At 71.8% G+C, this 20,942-nt stretch carries 17 protein-coding genes; 9 read left to right on the top strand and 8 right to left on the bottom strand.

Annotated elements, in window-relative coordinates; all coding sequences use genetic code 11:
- Window positions 1-24 precede the first annotated feature (24 nt).
- Window positions 25-1,476, bottom strand: coding sequence for a hydrolase (locus ABZZ74_RS12770; RefSeq protein WP_356764029.1), 1,452 nt, complete (start codon window positions 1,474-1,476; stop codon window positions 25-27).
- 216 nt (window positions 1,477-1,692) lie between these two features.
- Between ABZZ74_RS12770 and ABZZ74_RS12775 the strand changes: the two genes are divergently transcribed.
- Window positions 1,693-1,956 (top strand): GlsB/YeaQ/YmgE family stress response membrane protein, encoded by a 264-nt coding sequence (locus ABZZ74_RS12775; RefSeq protein ID WP_208778572.1) that lies wholly within the window; start codon window positions 1,693-1,695, stop codon window positions 1,954-1,956.
- Window positions 1,957-2,718: 762 nt separating this feature from the next.
- Here the strand turns inward: ABZZ74_RS12775 and ABZZ74_RS12780 are convergent.
- Together ABZZ74_RS12780 and ABZZ74_RS12785 are read right to left on the bottom strand one after the other, a co-directional pair.
- Window positions 2,719-3,639: an NAD(P)-dependent oxidoreductase gene (locus ABZZ74_RS12780; protein ID WP_356764032.1), complete on the bottom strand. Its 921-nt coding sequence runs from the start codon at window positions 3,637-3,639 to the stop codon at window positions 2,719-2,721.
- Complete coding sequence (locus ABZZ74_RS12785) at window positions 3,636-4,484, bottom strand: GNAT family N-acetyltransferase (protein WP_356764034.1); 849 nt, start codon at window positions 4,482-4,484, stop codon at window positions 3,636-3,638. The genes ABZZ74_RS12780 and ABZZ74_RS12785 overlap by 4 nt, the downstream gene beginning before the upstream one ends.
- 142 nt (window positions 4,485-4,626) lie before the next feature.
- On the opposite strand from ABZZ74_RS12785, the gene ABZZ74_RS12790 reads away from it, so the two are divergent.
- From ABZZ74_RS12790 to ABZZ74_RS12800, 3 genes are all read left to right on the top strand, one after another.
- Window positions 4,627-5,112, top strand: a complete 486-nt coding sequence (locus ABZZ74_RS12790; protein WP_356764036.1) for a nucleoside deaminase — start codon at window positions 4,627-4,629, stop codon at window positions 5,110-5,112.
- 127 nt (window positions 5,113-5,239) lie between these two features.
- On the top strand, window positions 5,240-9,526 hold the full coding sequence (locus ABZZ74_RS12795; protein WP_356764170.1) for an aminotransferase class I/II-fold pyridoxal phosphate-dependent enzyme: 4,287 nt from the start codon (window positions 5,240-5,242) through the stop codon (window positions 9,524-9,526).
- A gap of 7 nt (window positions 9,527-9,533) precedes the next feature.
- Entirely contained in the window at window positions 9,534-10,262 is a 729-nt protein-coding gene (locus ABZZ74_RS12800; RefSeq protein WP_356764038.1) for a class I SAM-dependent methyltransferase, read from the top strand.
- 128 nt (window positions 10,263-10,390) lie between these two features.
- Here the strand turns inward: ABZZ74_RS12800 and ABZZ74_RS12805 are convergent, their stop codons facing one another.
- The gene (locus ABZZ74_RS12805; protein WP_356764040.1) at window positions 10,391-11,035 is read right to left on the bottom strand and encodes a chaplin; all 645 of its coding nucleotides are present in this window, start codon (window positions 11,033-11,035) and stop codon (window positions 10,391-10,393) included.
- 299 nt (window positions 11,036-11,334) lie between these two features.
- On the opposite strand from ABZZ74_RS12805, the gene ABZZ74_RS12810 reads away from it, so the two are divergent.
- A complete protein-coding gene (locus ABZZ74_RS12810; RefSeq protein WP_356764042.1) occupies window positions 11,335-12,909 on the top strand; it encodes an alpha/beta hydrolase in 1,575 nt (524 codons plus the stop codon).
- An 8-nt stretch (window positions 12,910-12,917) separates the two neighbouring features.
- Here ABZZ74_RS12810 and ABZZ74_RS12815 read toward each other — a convergent pair whose 3' ends face one another.
- Window positions 12,918-13,343: a MarR family winged helix-turn-helix transcriptional regulator gene (locus ABZZ74_RS12815; protein ID WP_356764044.1), complete on the bottom strand. Its 426-nt coding sequence runs from the start codon at window positions 13,341-13,343 to the stop codon at window positions 12,918-12,920.
- A 78-nt stretch (window positions 13,344-13,421) separates the two neighbouring features.
- Between ABZZ74_RS12815 and ABZZ74_RS12820 the strand changes: the two genes are divergently transcribed.
- The gene (locus ABZZ74_RS12820) at window positions 13,422-13,832 is read left to right on the top strand and encodes a PaaI family thioesterase (RefSeq protein WP_356764046.1); all 411 of its coding nucleotides are present in this window, start codon (window positions 13,422-13,424) and stop codon (window positions 13,830-13,832) included.
- Between the two features lie 19 nt (window positions 13,833-13,851).
- Here the strand turns inward: ABZZ74_RS12820 and ABZZ74_RS12825 are convergent, their stop codons facing one another.
- Window positions 13,852-14,547 (bottom strand): alpha/beta hydrolase, encoded by a 696-nt coding sequence (locus ABZZ74_RS12825; protein WP_356764048.1) that lies wholly within the window; start codon window positions 14,545-14,547, stop codon window positions 13,852-13,854.
- A gap of 150 nt (window positions 14,548-14,697) precedes the next feature.
- Here ABZZ74_RS12825 and ABZZ74_RS12830 point away from each other — a divergent pair, with 150 nt between their 5' ends.
- Both ABZZ74_RS12830 and ABZZ74_RS12835 read left to right on the top strand, forming a co-directional pair.
- A complete protein-coding gene (locus ABZZ74_RS12830) occupies window positions 14,698-15,795 on the top strand; it encodes a chemotaxis protein (protein WP_356764050.1) in 1,098 nt (365 codons plus the stop codon).
- Between the two features lie 81 nt (window positions 15,796-15,876).
- Complete coding sequence (locus ABZZ74_RS12835; RefSeq protein ID WP_356764052.1) at window positions 15,877-16,902, top strand: Gfo/Idh/MocA family oxidoreductase; 1,026 nt, start codon at window positions 15,877-15,879, stop codon at window positions 16,900-16,902.
- Between the two features lie 19 nt (window positions 16,903-16,921).
- On the opposite strand, the gene ABZZ74_RS12840 is transcribed toward ABZZ74_RS12835, so the two are convergent.
- Window positions 16,922-17,335: an SsgA family sporulation/cell division regulator gene (locus tag ABZZ74_RS12840; protein ID WP_356764054.1), complete on the bottom strand. Its 414-nt coding sequence runs from the start codon at window positions 17,333-17,335 to the stop codon at window positions 16,922-16,924.
- Window positions 17,336-17,749: 414 nt separating this feature from the next.
- Between ABZZ74_RS12840 and ABZZ74_RS12845 the strand changes: the two genes are divergently transcribed.
- Window positions 17,750-19,180 carry a SpoIIE family protein phosphatase gene (locus tag ABZZ74_RS12845; protein ID WP_356764056.1) on the top strand — a complete coding sequence of 477 codons (1,431 nt, stop codon included), beginning with the start codon at window positions 17,750-17,752 and terminating at the stop codon, window positions 19,178-19,180.
- Window positions 19,181-19,198: 18 nt separating this feature from the next.
- Here ABZZ74_RS12845 and ABZZ74_RS12850 read toward each other — a convergent pair whose 3' ends face one another.
- Window positions 19,199-20,689, bottom strand: a complete 1,491-nt coding sequence (locus ABZZ74_RS12850; RefSeq protein ID WP_356764058.1) for a hypothetical protein — start codon at window positions 20,687-20,689, stop codon at window positions 19,199-19,201.
- Window positions 20,690-20,942: the final 253 nt, after the last annotated feature.

Here is a 20,942-nt window from a genome sequence, read left to right on the forward strand (position 1 = left end):
CGGGAAAGCCGGGCCCCACCGGGGTCAGCTGACGTTGAGCGCCGTGTCGTCGACGACGAAGGACGTCTGCAGCGTGGAGCCCTCGGTGCCGGTGAACTTCAGGGTGACGGTCTGGCCGGCGTAGCTCGCCAGACTGAAGCTGCGCTGGGTGTAGCCGCTGGCGGCGTTGAGGTTGGAGTAGGTGGCCAGGGTGCTCAGGACCGTCCCGGAGCTGTTGAGGACCTGGACCTTCAGCGTGTCGTACGCCGTGCTGGTGCTGGTCTCCGCCGTGTCGACGTGCAGATAGAAGCTGAGCCCGGCGGTGGTGCAGCCGGAGGGGATGGTCACCGTCTGGGAGAGGGTGTCGGTGGTGGCCTTGCCGTATCCGTCCAGCCAGGCGTAGTACGAGCCCGTACGGGCCGACTCGCTGCTGGAGTTGGTGATCACTCCGCTGGTGGCGCTCCAGGTGGTGTTCCCGGACTCGAAGCCGTTGTTGCCGAGCAGCTGGGCGGCAGTGCAGGTGCCACTGCCCCCGCCGCCTCCGCCACCGCTGCTGCTGCCGTCGCCGGCCAGCCACGCGGTGGCGTTCAGGGCGAGGGCGGCGTTGGTGGCACCGGAGTCGTTCCAGCCGTCGTAGAGGGTGTTGCCGGACTGGCCGGTGCCGTCGTCGATCGGCGAGCTGTCGCCCCAGAAGGCGACGCGGCCGCTGCCGAAGGTGGACGTCAGGAAGAAGGCGCCGGTGTTGCCGGAGTAGCCGGAGCGGTAGACCAGGCCCTTGACGGAGGAGTTGTCGGACGGCTTGAGGGTGGCCGTCGTGCCGTCGGCGATGAGGCTCTTGGTGACGGTGCCGAAGGAGCCGTGCAGTACCGGGTCACTGCTGTCGCTGATCGCGGCCGGGTAGCCGGAGCTGATGTCCAGCGAGTCGATGGAGAAGCCGAACGGGTCGGTGGAGTCGACGCTGTTGTTGGTCATCAGGTCGCTGAGGATCTCGACCGCGTCCTCGCCGTCGTTGTTGCGGTCGGCGCCGGTGTGGTCGGAGATCATGAACAGACCGCCGCCGTTCTTCACGAAGTTCATGATCGCCGTCTTCTCGGCGGACGTGAACAGCGTGTTCGGCTCCGGCAGGACCAGGGTGTCGAAGTTCGACAGGTCCGTGGACGAGGAGCCGCCGTAGGTGAGGGCGCTGGTGGCGGTCTTCAGGCTGTAGTTGCCGGTCTTCTGCAGGGCGACGCCCCACGACGACAACGCGCCGGTCCAGTCCGTCTCGGCGGACGGGGAGGAGTCCTGGGCGAGCGGGTCGGGCTTGCTGGTGGAGATGATCCAGTCGGCGTTGCCGGCTTCCTCGGCGTGGCCGTCGTCGAACAGGACACGGTGCGTGGTGGCCGCGTGAGCGGGCGTGGCCGGGGTGGCGACCTGGAGGGCTGCCCCGGTGACGAGCAGCCCGAGGCCGGCCAGGGCGGTGGTGAGTCCGCGGCGGGATCTTCTGGATCGGAGCATCCGTCGAACCTCCGTGAGGGGGTGGGGTAGAGGCGGTGCGGGCGCCAATCTGCGCGCGTAGATGGGGGGTTCAGACTTCTACACGCGTTGAACGCTTGAAAGGTACATGGCACGACTGCCGCGTGAACAGAAAGTCCCGGCAATAACAGGGGCGGACTGCCTCCGCATTCTGGGGGCAGAGAGAAAGAGCGGGGGTACGGACGAAGAGGGGCGGAGATGGAGATCTCGGGCATCATCAGTGCCATTCTCATCGGCATCATCATCGGCGTGCTGGGTCGCCTCGTGGTTCCCGGCCGCCAGCGCATCGGCATCCTGTGGACGATCCTCGTCGGCATCGTGGCCGCGCTGATCGGCTCGGCGATCGCCGCCGGAATCGGGGTCCAGGACACCAAGGGAGTCGACTGGATCGAGTGGCTGATCCAGATCGGCCTGGCCGCGGTCGGCGTGGCCGCACTGGACCGGGCGAAGGCGCACCGCTGACGATGGCGGGGCGGCCCTAGACGACGGCACGGGTCCGGACGGGGCGTGCGGCGCCCCGCCCGGCCGCTGCGGGCGCGGGCGTGTGGTGCCCCGCCGGGAGCGCTGTGGGCACGGGGTCGCAACCCGAGCCCGTCCCGCCGATCCGGCCCGCTGCGGGCGCGGACGTCGGGGCCCCAGCCCGGCCCACCGATCCGGCTCGGCGCGGAATCGGGCGTCGCAACCCCAACCCGGCACGCTGATGCGGCTCGGCGCGGGCACGGGCGTCGGGGCCCCAGCCCGGCTCGCCGATGCGGCCCCTCGATGGCGCGGGCGTCGGGCCCGAGACGGGCCAACCGGCCCGGCCCTTCGCGAGCCCGGGCACCACCGCCCAAACCCGACCCCACCCACGCGGCTCGCCGCGACGTGGGCGTCGCCGCCCGAGCCCGACCCACCCACGCGGCTCGCCGCCGGCACAGGCACCGCGACCCCAGCCCCGCCCACCGACCCGGCCCTTCACGAGCCCGGGCACCACAGCCCAACCCGATCCCGCCCACGCGGCTCGGCGCGGGCACAGGCATAACGGCCCCCGCCCGCCCGGCCCGGGCCGGGCCCGCCGATGCGGCTCCCCTCGGCGATCGGCGGGCCCGCCGCCTCGACCGTGCGCCCCGAGCGGGAGAGTCGGGCGCCGGGAGGCTCTCCCCCGTGTCAGGTTCCCAGCCGCGGACTTGCGTGGCGGGGGGCCGTTCGGCCCCCGACCCGGTCCGAACGGCCCCGGTCGGCCGGTCAACGCTGTGCGGCCAGCGCTGCCAGACCGTCCCGGCAGGACGGGTGCACGGGCGTCCAGCCCAGCTCCCGCTCCGCCTTCGCCGAGGACACGCGCATGTTCGTCGCGAACATGGTGTGCGCGTAGGACATCGGGCGGGTCAGCCACCGCGGCACGGTCATCGGCCTGGGCAGGCCGAACTCCTCGGCCACGCACTCGACATGGGCGCGGAAGCCGAACGGGGTCCGGTCGGTGATGTTGTACGCCTGGCCGGCCCGACCGTGTTCGACGGCGGCGACGACCGCGCGGGCCGCGTCGGTGAGCTCGATCCACGGCAGCAGCCGTCCGTGGTCGGCGGGAACGGGCAACTGCCGCTTGCGCAGCATGGGCAGGATCGCGTCGGTACCACCGGGACCGTAGAACAGGCCGAAGCGCAGCGAGATGCCCGCCAACCCGGCGGCCTCGAAGGTCAGTTGTTCCTTGACGCGCATGCCCTCGACATGCCGCTCCAGCTCCGGGGTGGTGCCGCGCGGACCGAACACGTCATCCTCGGTGATGACGTGGTCGCCGAAGTCCCCGTAGCCGTAGCCGAAGACCATCGACTCGCTGATCAGGCGCCGGGCGCCGGTGGCCTGTGCGGCCTCGACGAGATGGGCGGTGCCCTCGGTGCGCAGCGCGTCGGTGGCGTACATGTCGCGGTGGCGCATGGGCGCCTTGCGCAGGGCGGTCGCGGCGTGGATGACGGTGTCGAAGTGCTGCCCGTCGACCGCGCGCAGCAGCGCGTCGCGGTCCATCAGGTCGGCCCGTACGCCGTTCGCCGGCCCGCGCCCGAGGCCGGTGACCTTGTGGCCCGCCTCGGTCAGCGCGCGCGTGATGTGACCGCCGAGGACACCGCTGGCGCCCGCGAGGAGGATGCTCTGGCTCTTCTGGTTCGTCGTCATGCCCCTGCGACGGATCGAACCGCCGCGGATGTGACATCCGGTCCCTGGGCCGCCGCCCCAGGGCTGCGCCAGGGCACGTAGGTGTACGGCGTCGTCGTGGTCAGGGGTGCGAAGCCGAGGCGTTCCAGGATGGGGCGGCTCTGGCTGGAGGCGTCGACCTGGAGGTAGCGGTAGCCGCGCTCCACGGCGGCGCGGGCGCGGTGGGCGACCAGGGCCCGGTAGACACCTCGGCCGCGCCAGCCTTCCACGGTGCCGCCGCCCCACAGCCCGGCGAACCGGGTGCCGGGCACCAGCTCCATCCGGGCCGCGCTCACCGGTTCGTCCCCGGCCAGCGCGACGACGGCGACGATCGTGTCCGGCTCCCCCGTCAGCCGGGCCAGCAGCTGGTGGCGCAGCCGGGAGCCGTCGGTGCCGAAGGCCTTCTCGTGCACGTCCGCCACCAGGTCGACGCCCGACGCGTCAGTGACCGGCAGCAGGCGCACGCCCTCGGGCGGCCGGGCGTCGAGGTCGAGGGCGGCGCCCTCGGCGATCATCAGCGTCTCCTCGGGCTCGGCCGTGAACCCCGCGCTCCGCAGCCGCTCCCCCAGGTCCACCGGCAGGTCGTGCCCGTACAGCTTCCACTCGAACTCCCGACCCAGCCCGGAGAAGTAGGCGATCTGCCCGGCGATCACCTCGTCGGCGTTCGTCTCGTCCAGGTCGGACCACACGACGCCGTTCCAGCCGCGCGCCGAGGACACCTGACGGACCACGCCGCCCACCCGCTCCACCCGCGCGTCGGGGCTGTCCGGCTGCGCCCCCTCGCGCATGTCCCGGTCGAAGAGGGCGAGCACCGCTGCGTGATCCATGTGATCACTCCAGCATCGGGGCGCGCGCCCGGCAACCGCTTTACGCACCCAGCTACGCCGCTGCACCGCGCGGACTTTCCGGGCGCGCCGCGGCGTGCCTAGGCTGCCCGCGAAGATCGCCACGCGAGGAGGGCCGTACGTCATGGTCGTGAGGGACGCCGAACTGCCGTATCTGCGCCGATGTGTCGAGCTGGCGGAAGAGGCGCTGGAGGCCGGGGACGAGCCGTTCGGGTCGGTGCTGGTGGGAGCGGACGGCACCGTGCTCGCCGAGGACCACAACCGGGTGGCCTCCGGCGACCGCACCCGGCACCCCGAGTTCGAACTGGCCCGCTGGTCGACGGCCCGGCTCTCCCCCGAGGAGCGGGCGACCGCCACGGTGTACACCTCGGGCGAGCACTGCCCGATGTGCGCGGCCGCGCACGCCTGGGTGGGCCTCGGCCGCATCGTGTACGTCGCCTCCTCGGAGCAACTCGCCGGGTGGCTGGCGGAGTTGGGCGTGCCCGCGCCGCCGGTGCGCACACTGTCCGTCAACGACGTGGCACCGGGTGTAACGGTGGACGGTCCGGTACCGGAGCTGGCCGGGGAGGTGCGCGCCCTGCACCGGCGCTTTTACCACCGGGACGTCTGAGGCACGAAGCCGTCCGAGATGCAGCCCCGCGTCAGGGGTGCCTACGATCTGGGGGTACCAGACCAGGCGGACCGCCAGGTCTCCTCCCGTAGGGGAGGCGTTGCCTTTGATGCAGGCACAACGGCTAATGGCCGCTCATGGCACGCTGGTTGCCGCGGCCACGGTCGTGTACATGACGGTTCCGTCCTCACGTGCGCCCTTGTGGGCCCTGATCGGCCTTTCCAGCGCCGTGGCCGTGGTGGCCGGAAGCCAGGTCAACCGACCCGCCCACCGCTGGCCCTGGTGGGTGCTGGCCGCCGGATTGATCACTTTCGTCGCCGGGGACACGTACTACAACGTGCTGGAGCAGTACTTCCACGCCTCCAACCCCTTCCCCTCTCCCTCGGACGCCAGTTACCTGGCCACCTATCCCCTGTTCGCCATCGGCCTGTCCGGTCTGGTGCACTACCGCTGGGCGGGCCACGATCTGCCGAGCCTGCTGGACGCGATGATCTTCACCGCCGCCCTGGCCCTGCCGGTGTGGGTCTACCTGGTGCAGCCGCTCACCCAGCTGGACGGGCTGACCTGGCAGCAGCGGGCCATCAGCATCGCCTACCCCCTCGGTGACGTACTCGTCCTCGCCCTGCTCGCGCGCCTGCTCACCCTGAGTTCGGTCGACGGACACAACCGGTCGGTGCAGCTCCTGGTCATCGGGACAGTCACCCTGCTCGGCTTCGACATCGCCTACGGAATCCTGCAGCTCAACTCCTCGTGGCAGACCGGCACGGCACTCGACGCCGGCTGGATCATCTTCTACACCGCGTGGGCCCAGGCCGCGCTGCACCCGGACATGGCCCAGCTGACCGCTGCCGAACCGCAGCGGCGGGCTCTGCCGGCGCCCCGCCGACGCCTGCTGCTCCTGGCCGCGGCGACACTGATCGCGCCGGGCATCCTGCTGTACGAGGGGCTGACGCGCAAGGCCCACGACGCGTCCGTGATCGCCGCGTTCTCCGGCCTGCTCTTCCTCCTGGTGATCCTGCGGCTGTCGGCTCTGGTCGTGGCCCACCGCAGCGCCGTCACCCGGGAGCTGACCCTGCGCCGGGCGGCCGCCTCACTGGTCTCGGCGGTACGGCCGGGGCAGGTCGCCCAGTCCTGCGAGGCAGCCGTGGACCGGCTGCTGGGCACGGCCGTCGGCCACCGGACGCTGCTGCTGCCGGCCGAGCGGGCGGCGGAGCTGGCGCAGTACCACGGGCGGATCGTGGCCGCCCGCGAGCTCGACATCGACACCGGGCCCGATGCCGCCGACACCGTCCTGGTGTGCCTGATGATCCCGCCCGACCGTCCCTACGGAGACGTCCCGGGCGTGCTGCTGGTCGCCGGACCGGTCGGCCCGCTGAGTGAGACCCGCAGCTCCCTGGAGATCCTGGCCTCGCACGCGGGCCTGGCCATGGAGCGGGTCTCCCTGCGCCAGGAGATCGTCCGCAGGGAGAGCGAGGCGTACTTCCGCACCCTCGTGCGCAACACCTCGGACGTCATCCTCATCGTCGAGGACGACGACACCATCCGCTACGCGAGCCCCTCGGCCGCCGGCGTGTTCGGCACCGCGGACGTGGTCGGCGCCTGTCTGCCGGACCTGGTCGACCCCCGCGACCGCAACCGGGCGGTACGCGAGCTGCGGGCCGTGCGGGAGTCCGGGCCGCGGGCCACCCACGACCACTGGTGGGTACGGCGCCGCAACGGCCGGGTCGAGGTGGAGGTGCGGTGCAGCGACTTCCGGGACGAGCGGACAGTGAACGGCCTGGTGGTCACCCTGCGCGACGTGACCGAGCAGCGTCGGCTGGCGCACGAGCTGACCCAGCGCGCCTTCCACGACTCGCTGACCGGTCTGCCCAACCGGACCCTGCTGCTGGAGCGCATCGAACGCGCCCTGCTGCGCGGACGCCGCGAGTCCTCCCTGACCTGTCTGCTCTTCATCGACCTCGACGACTTCAAGCTGGTCAACGACACGCTCGGGCACTCGGCCGGCGACCATCTGCTCGTCTCCGTCGGCAACCGCCTCTCCAAGACCCTCAGGCGCACCGACACCGCGGCCCGGCTGGGCGGTGACGAGTTCGCCGTGCTGATGGAGGACGCCCGTGAACCCCTGGACGCGGAGCTGCTGGCCGCCCAGGTGATCCAGACCCTCGCCCGGCCCTTCCACGTCGCCTCCGAGTCGGTGACCGTCTCGGCCAGCGTGGGCGTGGCCACGGCCCGGGACAGCACCGACGCGGACGAACTGCTCGGCCACGCCGACCTCGCGCTGTACGCGGCGAAGGCGGCCGGAAAACGCCAGTGGCGCCGGTTCCAGCCCCTGCTGCACACCCGGATGGTCGAGCGGCACGACCTGCAGAGCCGGCTGGCCCGCGCGGTCGAGGGCAACGAGTTCGCCCTGCGCTACCAGCCCGTCGTGGACATCACCGCGGGCGAGGTCGTCGGCTTCGAGGCGCTGATCCGCTGGCCGCAGGCCCTGTCCCGGCCGGTGCCGCCGGAGCAGTTCATCTCGATGGCCGAGGAGACCGGGCACATCGCGGTGCTCGGGGCGTGGGTGCTGGAGAACGCGGTCAACGACATCGCCGCACTGCAGAGACTGCCCGGGCCCGCCGTCCCGCCGTACGTCAGCGTGAACGTCTCCGCACGCCAGTTCCGTGACGTGGGCTTCCTGGACCAGGTCGACCAGGCGCTGCGCACACCCGGCCTGGCGCCCGGGTCCCTGCAGCTGGAGCTGACCGAGACCGTACTGCTGCGCCGCGACACCCAGATCCAGGCCGTGCTGCGCTCCCTGAAGGAACTCGGGGTGCACATCGCGGTCGACGACTTCGGGACCGGCTTCTCCTCGCTGCGCTATCTGCGGGACTTCCCCCTGGACGCGCTGAAGATAGACAAGACCTTCATCGACGACATCACCCGGGACGCCCAGCAGGTCGCGCTCGTCGAGGGCATCGTGCGCATCGCCGACACCCTGGGCCTGCAGGTCATCGCCGAGGGCATCGAGGAACCGGCACAGCGCGACCTGCTGGCGGCCATGGGCTGCCGGTTCGGGCAGGGCTTCCTGTTCGCCCGGCCGATGACGGTGCAGCAGAGCGAGCGCGTGCTACGGCAGCACCAGGGACGGTGCCCCGCACCCGCCGTCGCCCCGGGGCCGGCGCGCGTCCCGGTCGCGCGGACCGAGGACGGGGAGCGGCGGGTGGCGCGGTGGGCGGACCTCGAACATCTGCGGCGGACCAGCCCGATGAGCGACGCGGTCCTCGACGAGGTGCGCGGCCGGCACATCCGCAGCGGCGGTCACTGGCTGATCGACTTCGCGTCCTGCAACTACCTGGGCTTCGACTGGGACCCGGAGATCATCGACTCCGTGGAACCGACGGTACGGCGCTGGGGCACCCATCCCAGCTGGTCCCGCCTGCTGGGCAGCCCGCGGCTGTACCCGGACATCGAGGAGCGGCTCGCCGGACTGCTGGGCGCCCCCGACACGCTGCTGCTGCCGACGCTCACCCTGATCCACTCGTCCGTGATCCCGGTCCTGGCCGAGAGCGGCCATGTCTTCGTGGAGGCGACGGCGCACCGCACGGTGTACGACGGCTGTCTCGTGGCCCGCGGCCAGGGCGCCACCCTGCACCGTTTCCACGCCGAACGGCCCGACGAACTGGAGGCCCTGCTGGCCTCGGTGCCGGCGGGCCTGCCGCGGCTGGTGTGCCTCGACGGCGTCAACAGCATGAGCGGCAACATCCCCGACCTGCCCACGCTGGCCTCGGTGTGCCGGGCCGGGGGCGCGACGCTGTACGTCGACGACGCTCACGGTTTCGGGGTGATCGGGGAGCGCGGGCCGCTCGAGCCCTGTCCCTACGGCTCGCGCGGCAACAGCATCGTGCGGCACACCGGTGAGTCGTACGACGGGATCGTGCTGTGCTCCGGGTTCTCCAAGGCGTACTCGTCGCTGCTCGCCTTCCTGGCGCTGCCGTCCGAACTGAAGAACCGGCTCAAGACGGCCGCGGGTCCGTATCTGTACTCCGGCCCCTCGCCGACCGCCTCCCTGGCGACCGCGCTGGCGGGGCTCGACGTCAACGAGCGCCGCGGCGACGCGCTGCGCGCCGATCTGTACCGCCGCACCGTCCGGGTCCTGGAACACCTCGACGGCCTGAACGTCGGCACGCTCAACCGGGACCGGCTGCCGATCATCGAGATCCCGCTGGCGAACGCGGACGACCTGAACGCGGTGGCGGACTTCCTGTGGGAGGAGGGCATCTATGTGACGCTGGCCTCGTATCCCCTCGTACCGCGTGACCGGGTGGGGTTCCGGATACAGATCACGGCCCTGAACTCGGACGAGGACATCGACGTGCTGACCGGCGCGCTCAGTCGGCTGGCCGCGCGCTTCCCGCTGAAGGCGAAGGGCTGAGCCGGCCGTGACCACGCACAACGACGACGTGGACTGGGACCGGTGGCCGATCGCGGACTACCTCGCGGAGAACTACCGGGACCTGCATCCGTCGGACGCCGCGGTCATCGCCCACCACTCGGAGTTCTACCGGCGGCTGGCACCGGGCTGTGTCGAGCGGTCGGTCGAGTTCGGCGCGGGGCCCAATCTCTACCCGCTGATCCTCGCGTCCGCCGCGAGCCGTCGTATCGAGGCGGTGGAGGCGGGGGCGGGCAACGTCGCCTATCTGGAGCGGCAACTGCGGCACGGGCCCGACGCAAGCTGGCTGCCGTTCCACGCGCTGTGCCGGAGGCTCAATCCGGACATACCCGCCACGCTGGCGGGAGCGCTGGCGTACGTCGACGTCGTCCACGCCGACGCGCGCGGGCTGGAACCCGGGGCGTACGGCCTGGCGTCCATGCACTTCGTCGCGGAGGGCGCCACGGAGGACCTCGCGGAGTTCGCCGACTTCTGCCGCGCCTTCGTGCGCTGCGTCGCACCGGGCGGGTATCTCGTGGCGGCCTTCATGGAGAACATGCCGACGTACCGCATCGGCCCGGCTTCCATCTGGCCCGGCTGCCCGGTGAGCCCGGAAACGGTCACCAAGGTCTTCACCCCCCTCACCCGGACCCTGTCCGTCACCCGGATCGACACCGACCCGACACTCCCGAACTATGGCGACTCGGGCATGGTCCTCCTGACAGCAACGGCTCGCTGAGCCGGCGGCGTCGGCGCGCCGCCGTGACGGCTCAGTGATGCGCCGCGCCGATCACCCGCCCGCGAGGGCGCGTCGGCAACCCCGCCCATCGCTCGCCGGCCGGCCTTCCGGCCTGTGGGTCTGTGTGCTCAGCGGTCCGCGCGGGGACGGGAGCGGCGGTAGACAACTGCTCCCGCCAGAATCAGCGCGGCGCTCGCCGCAGCGGCCGGCAAGGTCGCGTTCGTGCCCGTGTGAGCGAGGGACGCGGCGGTGTGCTCGGGGGCGGCAGGCGGGCCGGGGTGGAGCTTGGACGGGACAGGTGGCTCGGGAGTGCGGTGGGTGGGGTGGCGGGGGCGGTCGCCGGAGGTGTTGGCGGAGTGGTTGTCCACGGCCGCGTTGCCGACGCCGACCACATTCACCGTGTTGCCGCTGACGTTCAGGGGGAGGTGCACGGGGAGCTGCAGGCCGTTGCCGGACAGGACGCCCGGTGAATCCTTTCCTCCGCCGTGTGCCCGGCTGTCGTGGGCCGCGGGCGCGCCCGGGGTGCGGTGCCCGCCCTCGTCGGCGCAACGGTTGCCGGACGCGGGGTTGAAGAGCCCCCCGACGTTCACGGTGTTCCCGCAGACCTCGACCGGCACGTGCACCGGCAGCTGCACGGTGTTGCCGGAGATCAGCCCGGGCGAGTCGGCCGCGGCACCGTCCGCCGAGGAGTCGGCGTGGGCGGGAGCCGTCAGCGCCATCGCGCCGGAGGCGGCGGCGACGGCGATCACGCCGTTTCGGGTAACCCTTCTCATGGCTTGGCTGCCTTCCAGACGTGGTCGCGGGCCACCGCCCGCGCCGGGGAGACGGGCAGCTGCCCGCACCGCGTAAAACGCCGGGCGAACGATCCGAGTTATGGCTTATCGGCCTTTCACCCCATCGAGCGGCACGGTTGTCGAACTGGCCGTAAAACCGTCCGATCACTGCCGGCGCGGCCGGAGCGTACGGCACCCCGGACACTCCCGCCCGTCCGGAGGCGCGCGCTCCGGGGTCCGCTTATCGTGATCGAGGGTGCCGTTCTGCTGGTCCGCGACGGGCGCCCATGGAGGCATCGATGCTGGCCAAGCTGTCGACGCGGCCCGCGGTGCGGCGCTGCGCGGTGACCGCGACCGCCGCCGCGACCCTGCTCGCCGCGGGGCTGCCGACGGCCGCCGCCGAACGCGCCGGCCCCGACCTGTCCCGCTTCTACGGGCAGCAGATCCACTGGACCCGGTGCAAGGGCGCGGACGTGCCGACGGATCTGCAGTGCGGCAAGATCACCGTGCCGCTCGACTACGCCCGCCCCCGCGCCGGCACGCTCGACCTCGCGCTGGCCCGCTACCGCGCGACGGGCCCGAAGCGCGGCTCGGTCCTGCTGAACTTCGGTGGGCCAGGCGGGGCGGGCGTGAGCGAACTCGCGGGCGGCGGCAAGGACTTCATGGGCCTGACGAACGCCTACGACGTGGTCACGTTCGACCCGCGCGGCGTCGGCCGGTCCTCCCCGGTCAGCTGCGGCAACGGTGTCGACGAGGCGTCGGTCGCGGAGGCGGGCGACCCGGACCTGGCCCATCCGCAGGACGTGCTGCGGCAGTTGCGGAAGGCCGCCGCCGAGTGCGCCAGGCACTCCGGGCCCGTCCTGCCGTACATAGGCACGATGTACGCCGCCCGCGACCTGGACGTGATGCGCCAGGCCCTGGGCGACAAAAAGCTCAACTACCTCGGTTTCTCCTACGGAACCCGGCTCGGCGCCGTGTACGCGGCCCAGTTCCCCAAGAAGGTCGGCCGGTTGGTGCTCGACGGTGTCGACACCCTCACCGAACCGATGTCCGAGCAGGGCATCGCGGGCGCCGAGGGGCAGCAGACGGCGCTGGACGACTTCGTCGACTGGTGCGTCAAGGACATCGCCTGCCCGCTGGGCCAGGACGCCCGGCGCGCCGGTGAGCAGGTCGTGCAGCTGGTCCACTCCCTCGACGAGGACCCGGTGTCGACCGACATTGGCCAACAGTTCACCGGCCAGGACCTCGTGGGCGCCATCGGACAGGGCCTGTACAGCGAGGAGTTGTGGCCCTCGCTGGAGCGGGCCCTGGCCCAACTCGTGGAGGACGGCGACACCCGCGGCGTCATGGCGTTCGCGCACGGCGGTTTCTCGCCCTCCGCACCGCACGCGGGGGACGGCGGCCTGGTCGACGAGGACGACGTCCCGCTCGACAATCTCCCCGCGGCGCTGATGGCGATCAACTGCGCCGACGATCCCGACCGCCCCAGCGCCGAGCAGCTCACCAAGGACCTGGCCCGGCTCCGGGCCCAGTACGAGGAGGCCTCCCCCGTCTTCGGCCGCTACCGGCTCACCCAACTGCTCATGTGCTACGGCCGCCCCAAGGGCACCGACTACATCCGCGACAAGGTGCGCGACCTCCCCTCCCCCAGGATGCTCCTGGTCGGCACCCGCGGAGACCCGGCCACCCCGTACCGGTGGACCGTGGAGACCGCGAAACGGCTCGGCTCCTCGGCCGTGGTCCTCGACAACAGGGGCGAGGGCCACACCGGTTACGGCTCCTCCAAGTGCGTGCACCAGAAGGTCGACGACTTCCTGCTCTACGGCTCCCTGCCCCCGAGCGGCAGCTCGTGCGGGGCGGACGAGGACGACTGAGGAGGACGTCACTCGTCCCAGTGGGCGAGGCGGTGCAGCGCGCCGGCCGTGTGGACGAAGCCCTCCTCGCCGAGGAGGGACCGCACTTCGGCGTTGAAGGCGTCGATCTCCGGTTGCGCGGCCCGCAGGGCGTCCGCACCCTTGGCGGTCAACTCCAGTACCACGGCCCGGTGTTGGCGGGGGTGCGGTCGCTTGCTCAGCAGGCCCGCTGAGCTGAGGCGGGTGACCAGCGCGGTGATGGCGGACTCGCGCAGCCCGAGGGTGCGGGCGAGTTCCTGCTGGGTGGTGCCGGGCCGGTCCCGCACGGCGAACAGCGCCCCGAGCTGGGCCGTGGTGACTCCGGCCGCGGCCACGCAGCGCCGGTCCGCCGTGGTGCGCAGCCGGTGTGCGGCGCGTTGCAGCAGGAAGAACAGACGCTGGTCGGGCTCGGACATGGGCCGATGTTGACAGAGGACACCCTTGCGCGCCACTCTCACTTCACTGGTGAACTGAGGCTGGAGGTGGGCGCGGCGATGGATCTTGAGCTCGCCCGGAAGACCCTCGCGGCGCAGCCCTTCAGCCGTCTGCTGGGCGCCCGCCTGACGGCCTTCGGAGACGGTGAAGCCACGCTGGAGCTGGACATCCGTGAGGACCTGCTCCAGCAGTACGGCTTCGTCCACGGCGGGGTCCTCTCCTACGCCGCCGACAACACGCTGACGATCGCCGCGGCCACGGTGGCCGGGCCCGGCCTGATCACCTCCGGTCTCACCATCGACTACCTGCGTCCCGCCACCGGCGAGATCCTGCGCGCCCATGCCCAGGTGATACGGGCGGGCCGGACCCGGATCGTGTGCCGCTGCGACCTGACGACCGTCGACGGCGCCGGGGCGCCGACCCTGTGCGCGGTGGCACAGGGCAACATCGCGGTGACCGCGCCCCGCTAGGGATCACGCCGGTTCAGCATCAGGCGGCACCCCCGAGTTCGACGAGGTGCCGGGCCGTGGCGGCCGGGTCGACCAGCTGGTGGAGGTGGGCACCGGGCAGGTGGGCCACCCGCCAGCCGCGTCCGCGCGCCTCGGCGGCGAGGTCGTCGTAGGGAGGTCCGAACAGCAGGTAGGAACAGGGGTGGTCGTCCCAGCCGGCCGGGACCGGGATGCGCTGCTCGTAGTAGGACAGCGGCAGGGTGGGCTGTTCCTGGACGACCCCCTTGCGCACCTCGGGATCGGGGAGCATCGGCGCGACGTCCTCCTCGTCCCACCAGTCGGTCCAGCGGGGCAGTCTGCCGCCGACCGCCATCGGGCGCAGGAAGTCGAGCAACTCCGGTGACGCGACCGGGGTTGCCCCGCTCCGGGCCGGCAGCGCGGCGTCGACGAAGACCGAGGCGGCGACCGTTCGCTCGAGACCGGCGCGGATCGTCGGGAGGAACAGGCCCGCGTTGCTGTGGGCGACCAGCGTGACGGGGCCGTCCGGCGGCACCTGCCGCAGATCGTCGCGGACGGCGGCGGCGACGCGCGGCCAGAAAGGCGGGCCACCGGCGCCGATGTGCAGCAGGGACGGCACCCGTACCTGATGGCCCGCGGCCGTCAGGTGGTCGGCCACCGGACGCCAGGTCGAGGGCCCCACGGACGGACTGTGCACGAGAACGAAGATCGACGGCATGGGACGATCCTGTCCCTGGGGCCGGGCGGGGCGCGAGGACCTTGGCCGACAGCAGAACGCGCCCCGTCCTGCTGCCACCCCGTGCATCCCGTTCGCCCGGCCCCCTTGTCCCTAATGCCCCATCCGCGAAACGGTCCTATGGTGCTTGTTATGGAGCACGACCTGAGTCCCGCAACCCTGTCCGAGCTCCGGCGCCCGCGGCCCTATCCGGCCGTGTCCGTGCTGACGCCGACGCATCGTCGGGAGCCCGACAACGCCCAGGATCCGGTCCGGCTGCGCAATGTGGTGGCCGAGGCCAAGAAGCAGCTGGAGTCCGATCCCGCGGTCACCCGGGAGCGGCGCTCCGACGTCGTCCACCAGCTCGACCAGGCCCTCGCCGAGGTGGACCTGGCGCACGCCGAGGACGGTCTGGTGATCTTCGCCGCCCCCGGTGAGCACCAGGTGTGGTCGCTGGCCCGTGCGGTGCCGGAGCGTGTGGTGCTCTCCGACACCTTCCTGACCCGCAACCTGGTCTCCGCGCAGGCCGCCGAGCGGCCGTTCTGGGTGCTGTCGGTCTCCGCCGACCAGGTCACCCTCTGGAGCGGCGGCACGGACCGGGTCGTGGAGGACCACTCCGGCGGCTTCCCGATGACCAGAAGCCTCGAGAACTTCGACGCCGAGCGCCAGGAACGCATCGGCGACATGCCGAGCACCTTCCGCGACGAGGGCACCCGGCACTTCCTGCGGGAGGCCGACGCGACGCTGGGCATGGTGCTGCGCGAACAGCCCCGCCCGCTGTACGTCACCGGCGAGCAGGCCGCCCTGTCGCTGCTGGACGAGATCGGCAGCGTGACCAAGGAGGCCGTGCACATCCCGCACGGCGGTCTCGCGCACGGCACACCCGAGGCGGTGTGGCAGGCGGTACGGCCGATGGTCGCCGCCGAGGCCCGCAAGGGCACCGACACCGTGGCCCGCGAGCTGGAATCGGCCCGCAGCCGCAAGGCGTTCGCGGCCGGCGTCGACGAGGTCTGGCACAGCGCCCGCGAGGGCCGGCTGCGGCTGCTGGCCGTCGAGGAGAACTACCGCGTCACGGTGAGCGATGTCCTCGGCGACCACCTGGTCCCGGCCGCGAGCGCCGACCTCGACGCCCGTGAGGACATCGTGGACGAGATCGTCGAGCAGTGCCTGGAGACCGGCGCGGAGGTGCGCTTCGTCCCGGACGGCATGCTCGGCGACGCACACGGGATCGCGGGCGTACTTCGGTACTGAACGACCGTACCGGCTGCCTCCCTTGACGACCATGACGACCATGAAAAACCCTGGCCGTCGAGGGAAGGGAGCCGACCGATCGTGTCTGAAGTGCTGGGAGTGGCCGTTCTGGGTGCGGGCCACATGGGTGCCGATCACATACGACGCCTCGACCGGGTGGTGAGAGGAGCCAGGGTGGTCACGGTCGCCGATCCCGACGCCGGCCGGGCCGAGGAGGCGGTGGCGGGCATCGACGGGGCCTCGGTGCACACGGATGTGGCGGGCGCTCTCGACACCCCGGGTGTCGCGGCCGTACTGATCGCCTCGCCGGGTCCGGCGCACGAGGAGGCACTGCTCGCCTGCTTCGCCCGCGGGCTGCCGGTGCTGTGCGAGAAGCCCATGGTGCCCGACTCCCCCGGCGCCCTGCGGGTCGTGGAAGCGGAGGCCCGCCTGGGGCGGCGGCTGGCGCAGATCGGCTTCATGCGGCGGTACGACGCCGGCTACCGGCAGCTCAAGTCCCTGCTGGACGACGGCCGGATGGGACGTCCGCTGATGCTGCACTGCACCCACCGCAATGTGGCATCCCCGCCGGGATTCACGTCCGCGATGCTGATCAACAGCTCGGTGTCGCACGAGATCGACGCGGCCCGCTGGCTGCTGGGCCAGGAACTCACGGCGGTGACCGTGCTGCGCCCCCGCTCCTCCGCCGGTGCGCCGGACGGCCTGCTGGACCCGCAGTTCGTCGTCTTCGAGACCGCGGAGGGAGCCCTCGTCGACGTCGAGGTCTTCGTCAACTGCGGTTTCGGCTACCAGGTGCACTGCGAGGCCCTCTGCGAGGCGGGCAGCGCCCGGATCGGCGACGAGCACGCGATGAGCGTCACCGTGCGGGGCACCGAGGCCCGGGAGGTGCCGCAGGACTACCTCGTCCGGTTCGCCGACGCCTACGACCGCGAGGTGCAGAGCTGGGTCGACGCCACCCGGCAGGGCAAGGTCACCGGTCCGGGCGCCTGGGACGGCTACGCGGCATCCGTCGTCGCCGAGGCCGGGGTGAGTGCGCTGGAGAGCGGCGCCCGCATGGCCGTCGACCTCGCCCCGCGCCCGGATCTGTACGCCGGGTCCGGACACTGACGCGCGGGAGCGACCCGGCTCAGACGTTGCCGAACAGGGTGCTCAGGCCGCGGTCGACGACCTCGCCGAGGTCCTCCTCGCCGACCCCGACCACGGCGTAGGTGCGCAGCAGGAACCGGCGCAGGGCAGAGGTGTCGAACTGCAGCAGGGCCAGGCCGTAGGGCGAGTGGAGCTCCAGGACCGTACGGGCCCGGCCGCACGGCCAGATGTGCACGTCACCGCCGCCGGTCGGGCCGCGCAGCCCGTCCTCCAGCAGTGCGCGGCCGAAGGTCCAGGTGACGCCGGTGCCGTCGAGGGAGACCTCCGGCGGGAAGTCCAGGTGCACGGCCAGCGGGTCCGCGGAGACGTACCGCAGGGTCGTCGGTACGGGCAGTTCCTGCTCGTCGGACGTGATCAGGCGGCCACGGGCGGGCTGCTCGAGGGTGATGTCCATGGTCGCTCTCCCCTGCGGTCGGAGGTCGGCCGGTGTGCCGATCTGTTGTTACGACTCCGCAGGCGCCGATCGCATTACGCGGAAGCGCTTTCTAATTTGTGTGACCTGCGTCACTCTCGGTTGGGGCGTGCCATAGGCCGGGCATGCTCGAACAAGCACCCGTCGAACAAGCGGCTGAGCATCCGACGAGCTCGGCTACGATGCCCCAAGTCACGTACGTCGCCTACGACTTGACCCACCCGGCACAGTAGGCGATACGCGCAGCCGGATCGGTTCGTGGAGACGCTGGCATATGCCAGAAGCACCACCGTATCGTGTGTTGCCAAATCCCTTACAGCGCGTCGCGGGCTGTGCAACAGTCGTAACGGTCCCTCCGTCCGCCTTGGTCGTACCGTCCCCGCATCGGAGTGCGTCATGCCGTCCCACCTCTCTGCGGATCACCCAGCCGCCCAGCCGCCGGGGCGCGGCTCGGTCGACGCGCTGATTTCGCAGACGCGACGGCTGAAGGGTGACGTGGACGCCGTACGGCGGGACACCCACGGCGACGGTTCGGACCCCGAGGAGCGGTGGCAGCGCGCGCTCTGCGATCTGGCGCTGCATCAACTCGACGACCTGGGCGCCCACTTGGCACAACTGCGGGACGGCCCGGCCCCCCTCGCCCCCGTCCAGGAGACAGCCTCCCCCGCCGCTGCCGTGCCGCCCGCTCCCCGGCGCGGCTCGCTGCTCAGCAGGGTCGGCAGCGCCGAATGGAATCTGCTGACCGACGAGGCCAGTTGGTCCGGCGAGCTGTACCAGATCCTGGGCCGCGACCCCGCCGCTCCTCCGCTCACCCTCGACGAACTTCCGTCCCTGGTACTGGACGAGGACCGGGCGAAACTGACGGCGATGGTCACCGACTGTCTCGTGGACGCCAAGCCCATCGACGGGGAGTTCCGCGTCGTACGCCCGGACGGCGAGACGCGGACCGTGCACATGATGGGCGAGCCCGTGCTCGACGCCGACGGCAGCACCGCCTCCATGTGGGCCGTGCTGCGGGACGTCAGCGAACTGCGCCGCAGCCAGCGGGCGGTGAGCGAGACCCGTGACTCGCTGCACCGCCACCAGCAGCGCGCACAGACCGAGCACCGGCTCGCGGTGGAGCTGCAGGAGGCCGTGCTGCCGCCATGGCGTGGCTCCCTGCGGCTCCCGCACCACGGACCCGAGACCCTGGACCTCGCGGCCCACTATCTGCCGGCGTCCCGGAGCGCGCTCATCGGCGGCGACTGGTACGACGCCCTCGAACTGCCCGACGGCCAGACCCTGTTGAGCGTCGGCGACCTCACCGGTCACGGCGTCACCGTCACCTCCGGCATGGCGATGCTGCTCGGCGCCCTGCGGGGCATGGCGATGGCCGGCACCGATCCGGGCCACCTCCTGTCCCTGCTCAACCAGTTACTCGACGCCACCGTGCAACCCGCCCTCGGCAGCGCCGTCTGCTGCCGCTACCGGCCCGAGACCCGCACCCTGACCTGGGCGCAGGCCGGACACCCCGCCCCGCTGCTGTTCCGCGACGGGACGGGGCGCAGGCTGCGGGCACCGGACGGTGTCCTGCTCGGCGCGACCGCCGGTGCCTCCTACGAGCAGACCGAACAGATCCTCGAACCAGGCGACCTGTTACTGCTGCACACCGACGGGCTGGTGCCCGCAGGTAGCCGTGACGAGGCCGTGGGCCACCTCCTCGACCTGGCCCCGCGCTTCGGCGAGGCGCGCACCGCACAGGACTGCGTGCGGACGGTCATGGAGCAGTTCGGTGGTGAGACCGAGCGCGAGGACGACGCGTGCGTGCTCGTCGCCCGGGTGATCTAGTACGAAGCGATTGTCTCGCTACACCCGTGCGCTGCCGCCGCCCTTCGCCGGCTTGGGCAGGGCCAGTTTGATCTCCTCACGCAGCTCGTGGATCTTCGGGTAGCTGGAGTACTCGGCGGTCAGCCGGTACATCTGGCGCAGCCGGTCCCAGGTGCGGTGGGAGGAGTTGGATCCCATCGACATCAGGGCCAGCCGTGCGTACCGGTCGGCCTGCTCGGGGTCGTCGGCGATGAAGCAGGCCGACGCCATGGACAGGAAGTCGAAGATCTTCGACCGCTGACGGCCGTCGACCCTGAGCGCCAGGGCCTTCTCCGCGTAGTGCTGGGCGTGCACGGCCGCGCCCGGCTCGTGCTCGGCCAGCGTGCGGTAGGCCAGGGCCTGCATGCCGTAGAGGTCCTCCTCGCGGAACATCTGCATCCAGCTCGGCGGCGGCACGTCCCCCTTGTCGGAGACGAAGAGGTCCTCCGCCTGGCCGAGGGTGCGGCGCATCGCCTGGCCCTTGCCCATGGAGGCCTGCGCCCAGGCCTCGATGGTGTAGAGCATGGCGCGGGTGCGCGGCAGCACCTCCTCGCCGGATCCGGACCGGGCGAGCTTCATCAGGTCGAGCGCGTCGTCGGGCCGGCCCAGGTGCACCATCTGGCGCGCCGCCCGGGAGAGCGCCTCCCCCGCGCGGGGCCGGTCGCCGCCTTCTCTGGCCGCGTGGGCGGCGATGACGAAGTACTTCTGCGCCGTGGGCTCCAGGCCGACGTCGTGCGACATCCAGCCCGCGAGGACGGCGAGGTTGGCGGCGACGCCCCACAGGCGCCGCTGCAGATGGTCGGGGTGACGGTAGGCGAGCATGCCGCCCACCTCGTTGAGCTGGCCCACGACTGCCTTGCGCTGCAGCCCGCCGCCGCGGGCGGCGTCCCAGGCCCGGAACACCTCGACCGAGCGCTCCAGTTCCTCGATCTCCTGCGACCCGATGGGGGCGGCCTCATAGCGGTCGAACCCGGCGGGGTCGGCGTGCAGGGGGTCGTCGAACTGGGGGGCGTCGGCCCTGAGGGCCGGGTCGGTGTGCAGCCAGTCGTGCATGGCGCTGCTGAGTGCGGATCCCGCGGTGAGCGCGACACCCGCACCCACCAAGCCGCGTCGGTTGAGCATGAGGTCCATTCCCGTGAATTCGGTGAGGACCGCCGCTGTCCGCTCGGGCGCCCACGGCACACCGTCGGGATGCTCCACACTCCCGCCGTCCTGCCGTTTCCCCGTACGCCCGTGCCGGACCAGACCGAGGTCCTCGATGGTCACGACACGGCCGAGACGCTCGGTGAACAGAGCCGCCAGCACCCTCGGCACCGGATCGCGGGGGATCTCCCCCATGTCGATCCAACGCCGCACCCGGGAGGTGTCGGTCGACAGCTGGGGGTGGCCCATGGCCGCCGCCTGCCGGTTGACCAGCCTCGCGAGTTCACCCTTGGACCAGCCGGCCAGGCCGAACAGGTCCGCAAGGCGGGTGTTGGGTTGTCCGCTCACGTCAAGCCCCCAGGTTCTCGGCTGAGTTGACAGTAGCCCGGGGAGAGTTGCCGGGCGACTATTCGCCAGGGTTCGCCAGGGTGCGCCAGATGGTGTGCCACTGGGCGACGGGTGTCAGGTAGGAACGCGCCACCCCGACCCGGTCGCCTTTTCGCAAGAACGGCCGCATTCCCCAGGATGCGTCCGGGCGGCCGGGCCGGGCAGCGCACTTGAGCAGACAGGCACAGCAGGCACACGAAGGGATCTGTTTCGC

Source organism: Streptomyces sp. NPDC006476 (assembly GCF_040612015.1).
Taxonomy (GTDB): domain Bacteria; phylum Actinomycetota; class Actinomycetes; order Streptomycetales; family Streptomycetaceae; genus Streptomyces; species Streptomyces griseorubiginosus_B.

What these genes read in the sequence shown, in the direction of transcription:
- ABZZ74_RS12795 (WP_356764170.1), top strand. Translation starts at nt 5,240, where the DNA reads ATGGCCGCTCATGGCACGCTGGTTGCCGCGGCCACGGTCGTGTACATG.
- ABZZ74_RS12815 (WP_356764044.1), bottom strand. Translation starts at nt 13,343, where the DNA reads ATGTCCGAGCCCGACCAGCGTCTGTTCTTCCTGCTGCAACGCGCCGCA.
- ABZZ74_RS12825 (WP_356764048.1), bottom strand. Translation starts at nt 14,547, where the DNA reads ATGCCGTCGATCTTCGTTCTCGTGCACAGTCCGTCCGTGGGGCCCTCG.
- ABZZ74_RS12820 (WP_356764046.1), top strand. Translation starts at nt 13,422, where the DNA reads ATGGATCTTGAGCTCGCCCGGAAGACCCTCGCGGCGCAGCCCTTCAGC.
- ABZZ74_RS12810 (WP_356764042.1), top strand. Translation starts at nt 11,335, where the DNA reads ATGCTGGCCAAGCTGTCGACGCGGCCCGCGGTGCGGCGCTGCGCGGTG.
- ABZZ74_RS12780 (WP_356764032.1), bottom strand. Translation starts at nt 3,639, where the DNA reads ATGACGACGAACCAGAAGAGCCAGAGCATCCTCCTCGCGGGCGCCAGC.
- ABZZ74_RS12845 (WP_356764056.1), top strand. Translation starts at nt 17,750, where the DNA reads ATGCCGTCCCACCTCTCTGCGGATCACCCAGCCGCCCAGCCGCCGGGG.
- ABZZ74_RS12790 (WP_356764036.1), top strand. Translation starts at nt 4,627, where the DNA reads ATGGTCGTGAGGGACGCCGAACTGCCGTATCTGCGCCGATGTGTCGAG.
- ABZZ74_RS12840 (WP_356764054.1), bottom strand. Translation starts at nt 17,335, where the DNA reads ATGGACATCACCCTCGAGCAGCCCGCCCGTGGCCGCCTGATCACGTCC.
- ABZZ74_RS12770 (WP_356764029.1), bottom strand. Translation starts at nt 1,476, where the DNA reads ATGCTCCGATCCAGAAGATCCCGCCGCGGACTCACCACCGCCCTGGCC.
- ABZZ74_RS12805 (WP_356764040.1), bottom strand. Translation starts at nt 11,035, where the DNA reads ATGAGAAGGGTTACCCGAAACGGCGTGATCGCCGTCGCCGCCGCCTCC.
- ABZZ74_RS12830 (WP_356764050.1), top strand. Translation starts at nt 14,698, where the DNA reads ATGGAGCACGACCTGAGTCCCGCAACCCTGTCCGAGCTCCGGCGCCCG.
- ABZZ74_RS12775 (WP_208778572.1), top strand. Translation starts at nt 1,693, where the DNA reads ATGGAGATCTCGGGCATCATCAGTGCCATTCTCATCGGCATCATCATC.
- ABZZ74_RS12785 (WP_356764034.1), bottom strand. Translation starts at nt 4,484, where the DNA reads ATGGATCACGCAGCGGTGCTCGCCCTCTTCGACCGGGACATGCGCGAG.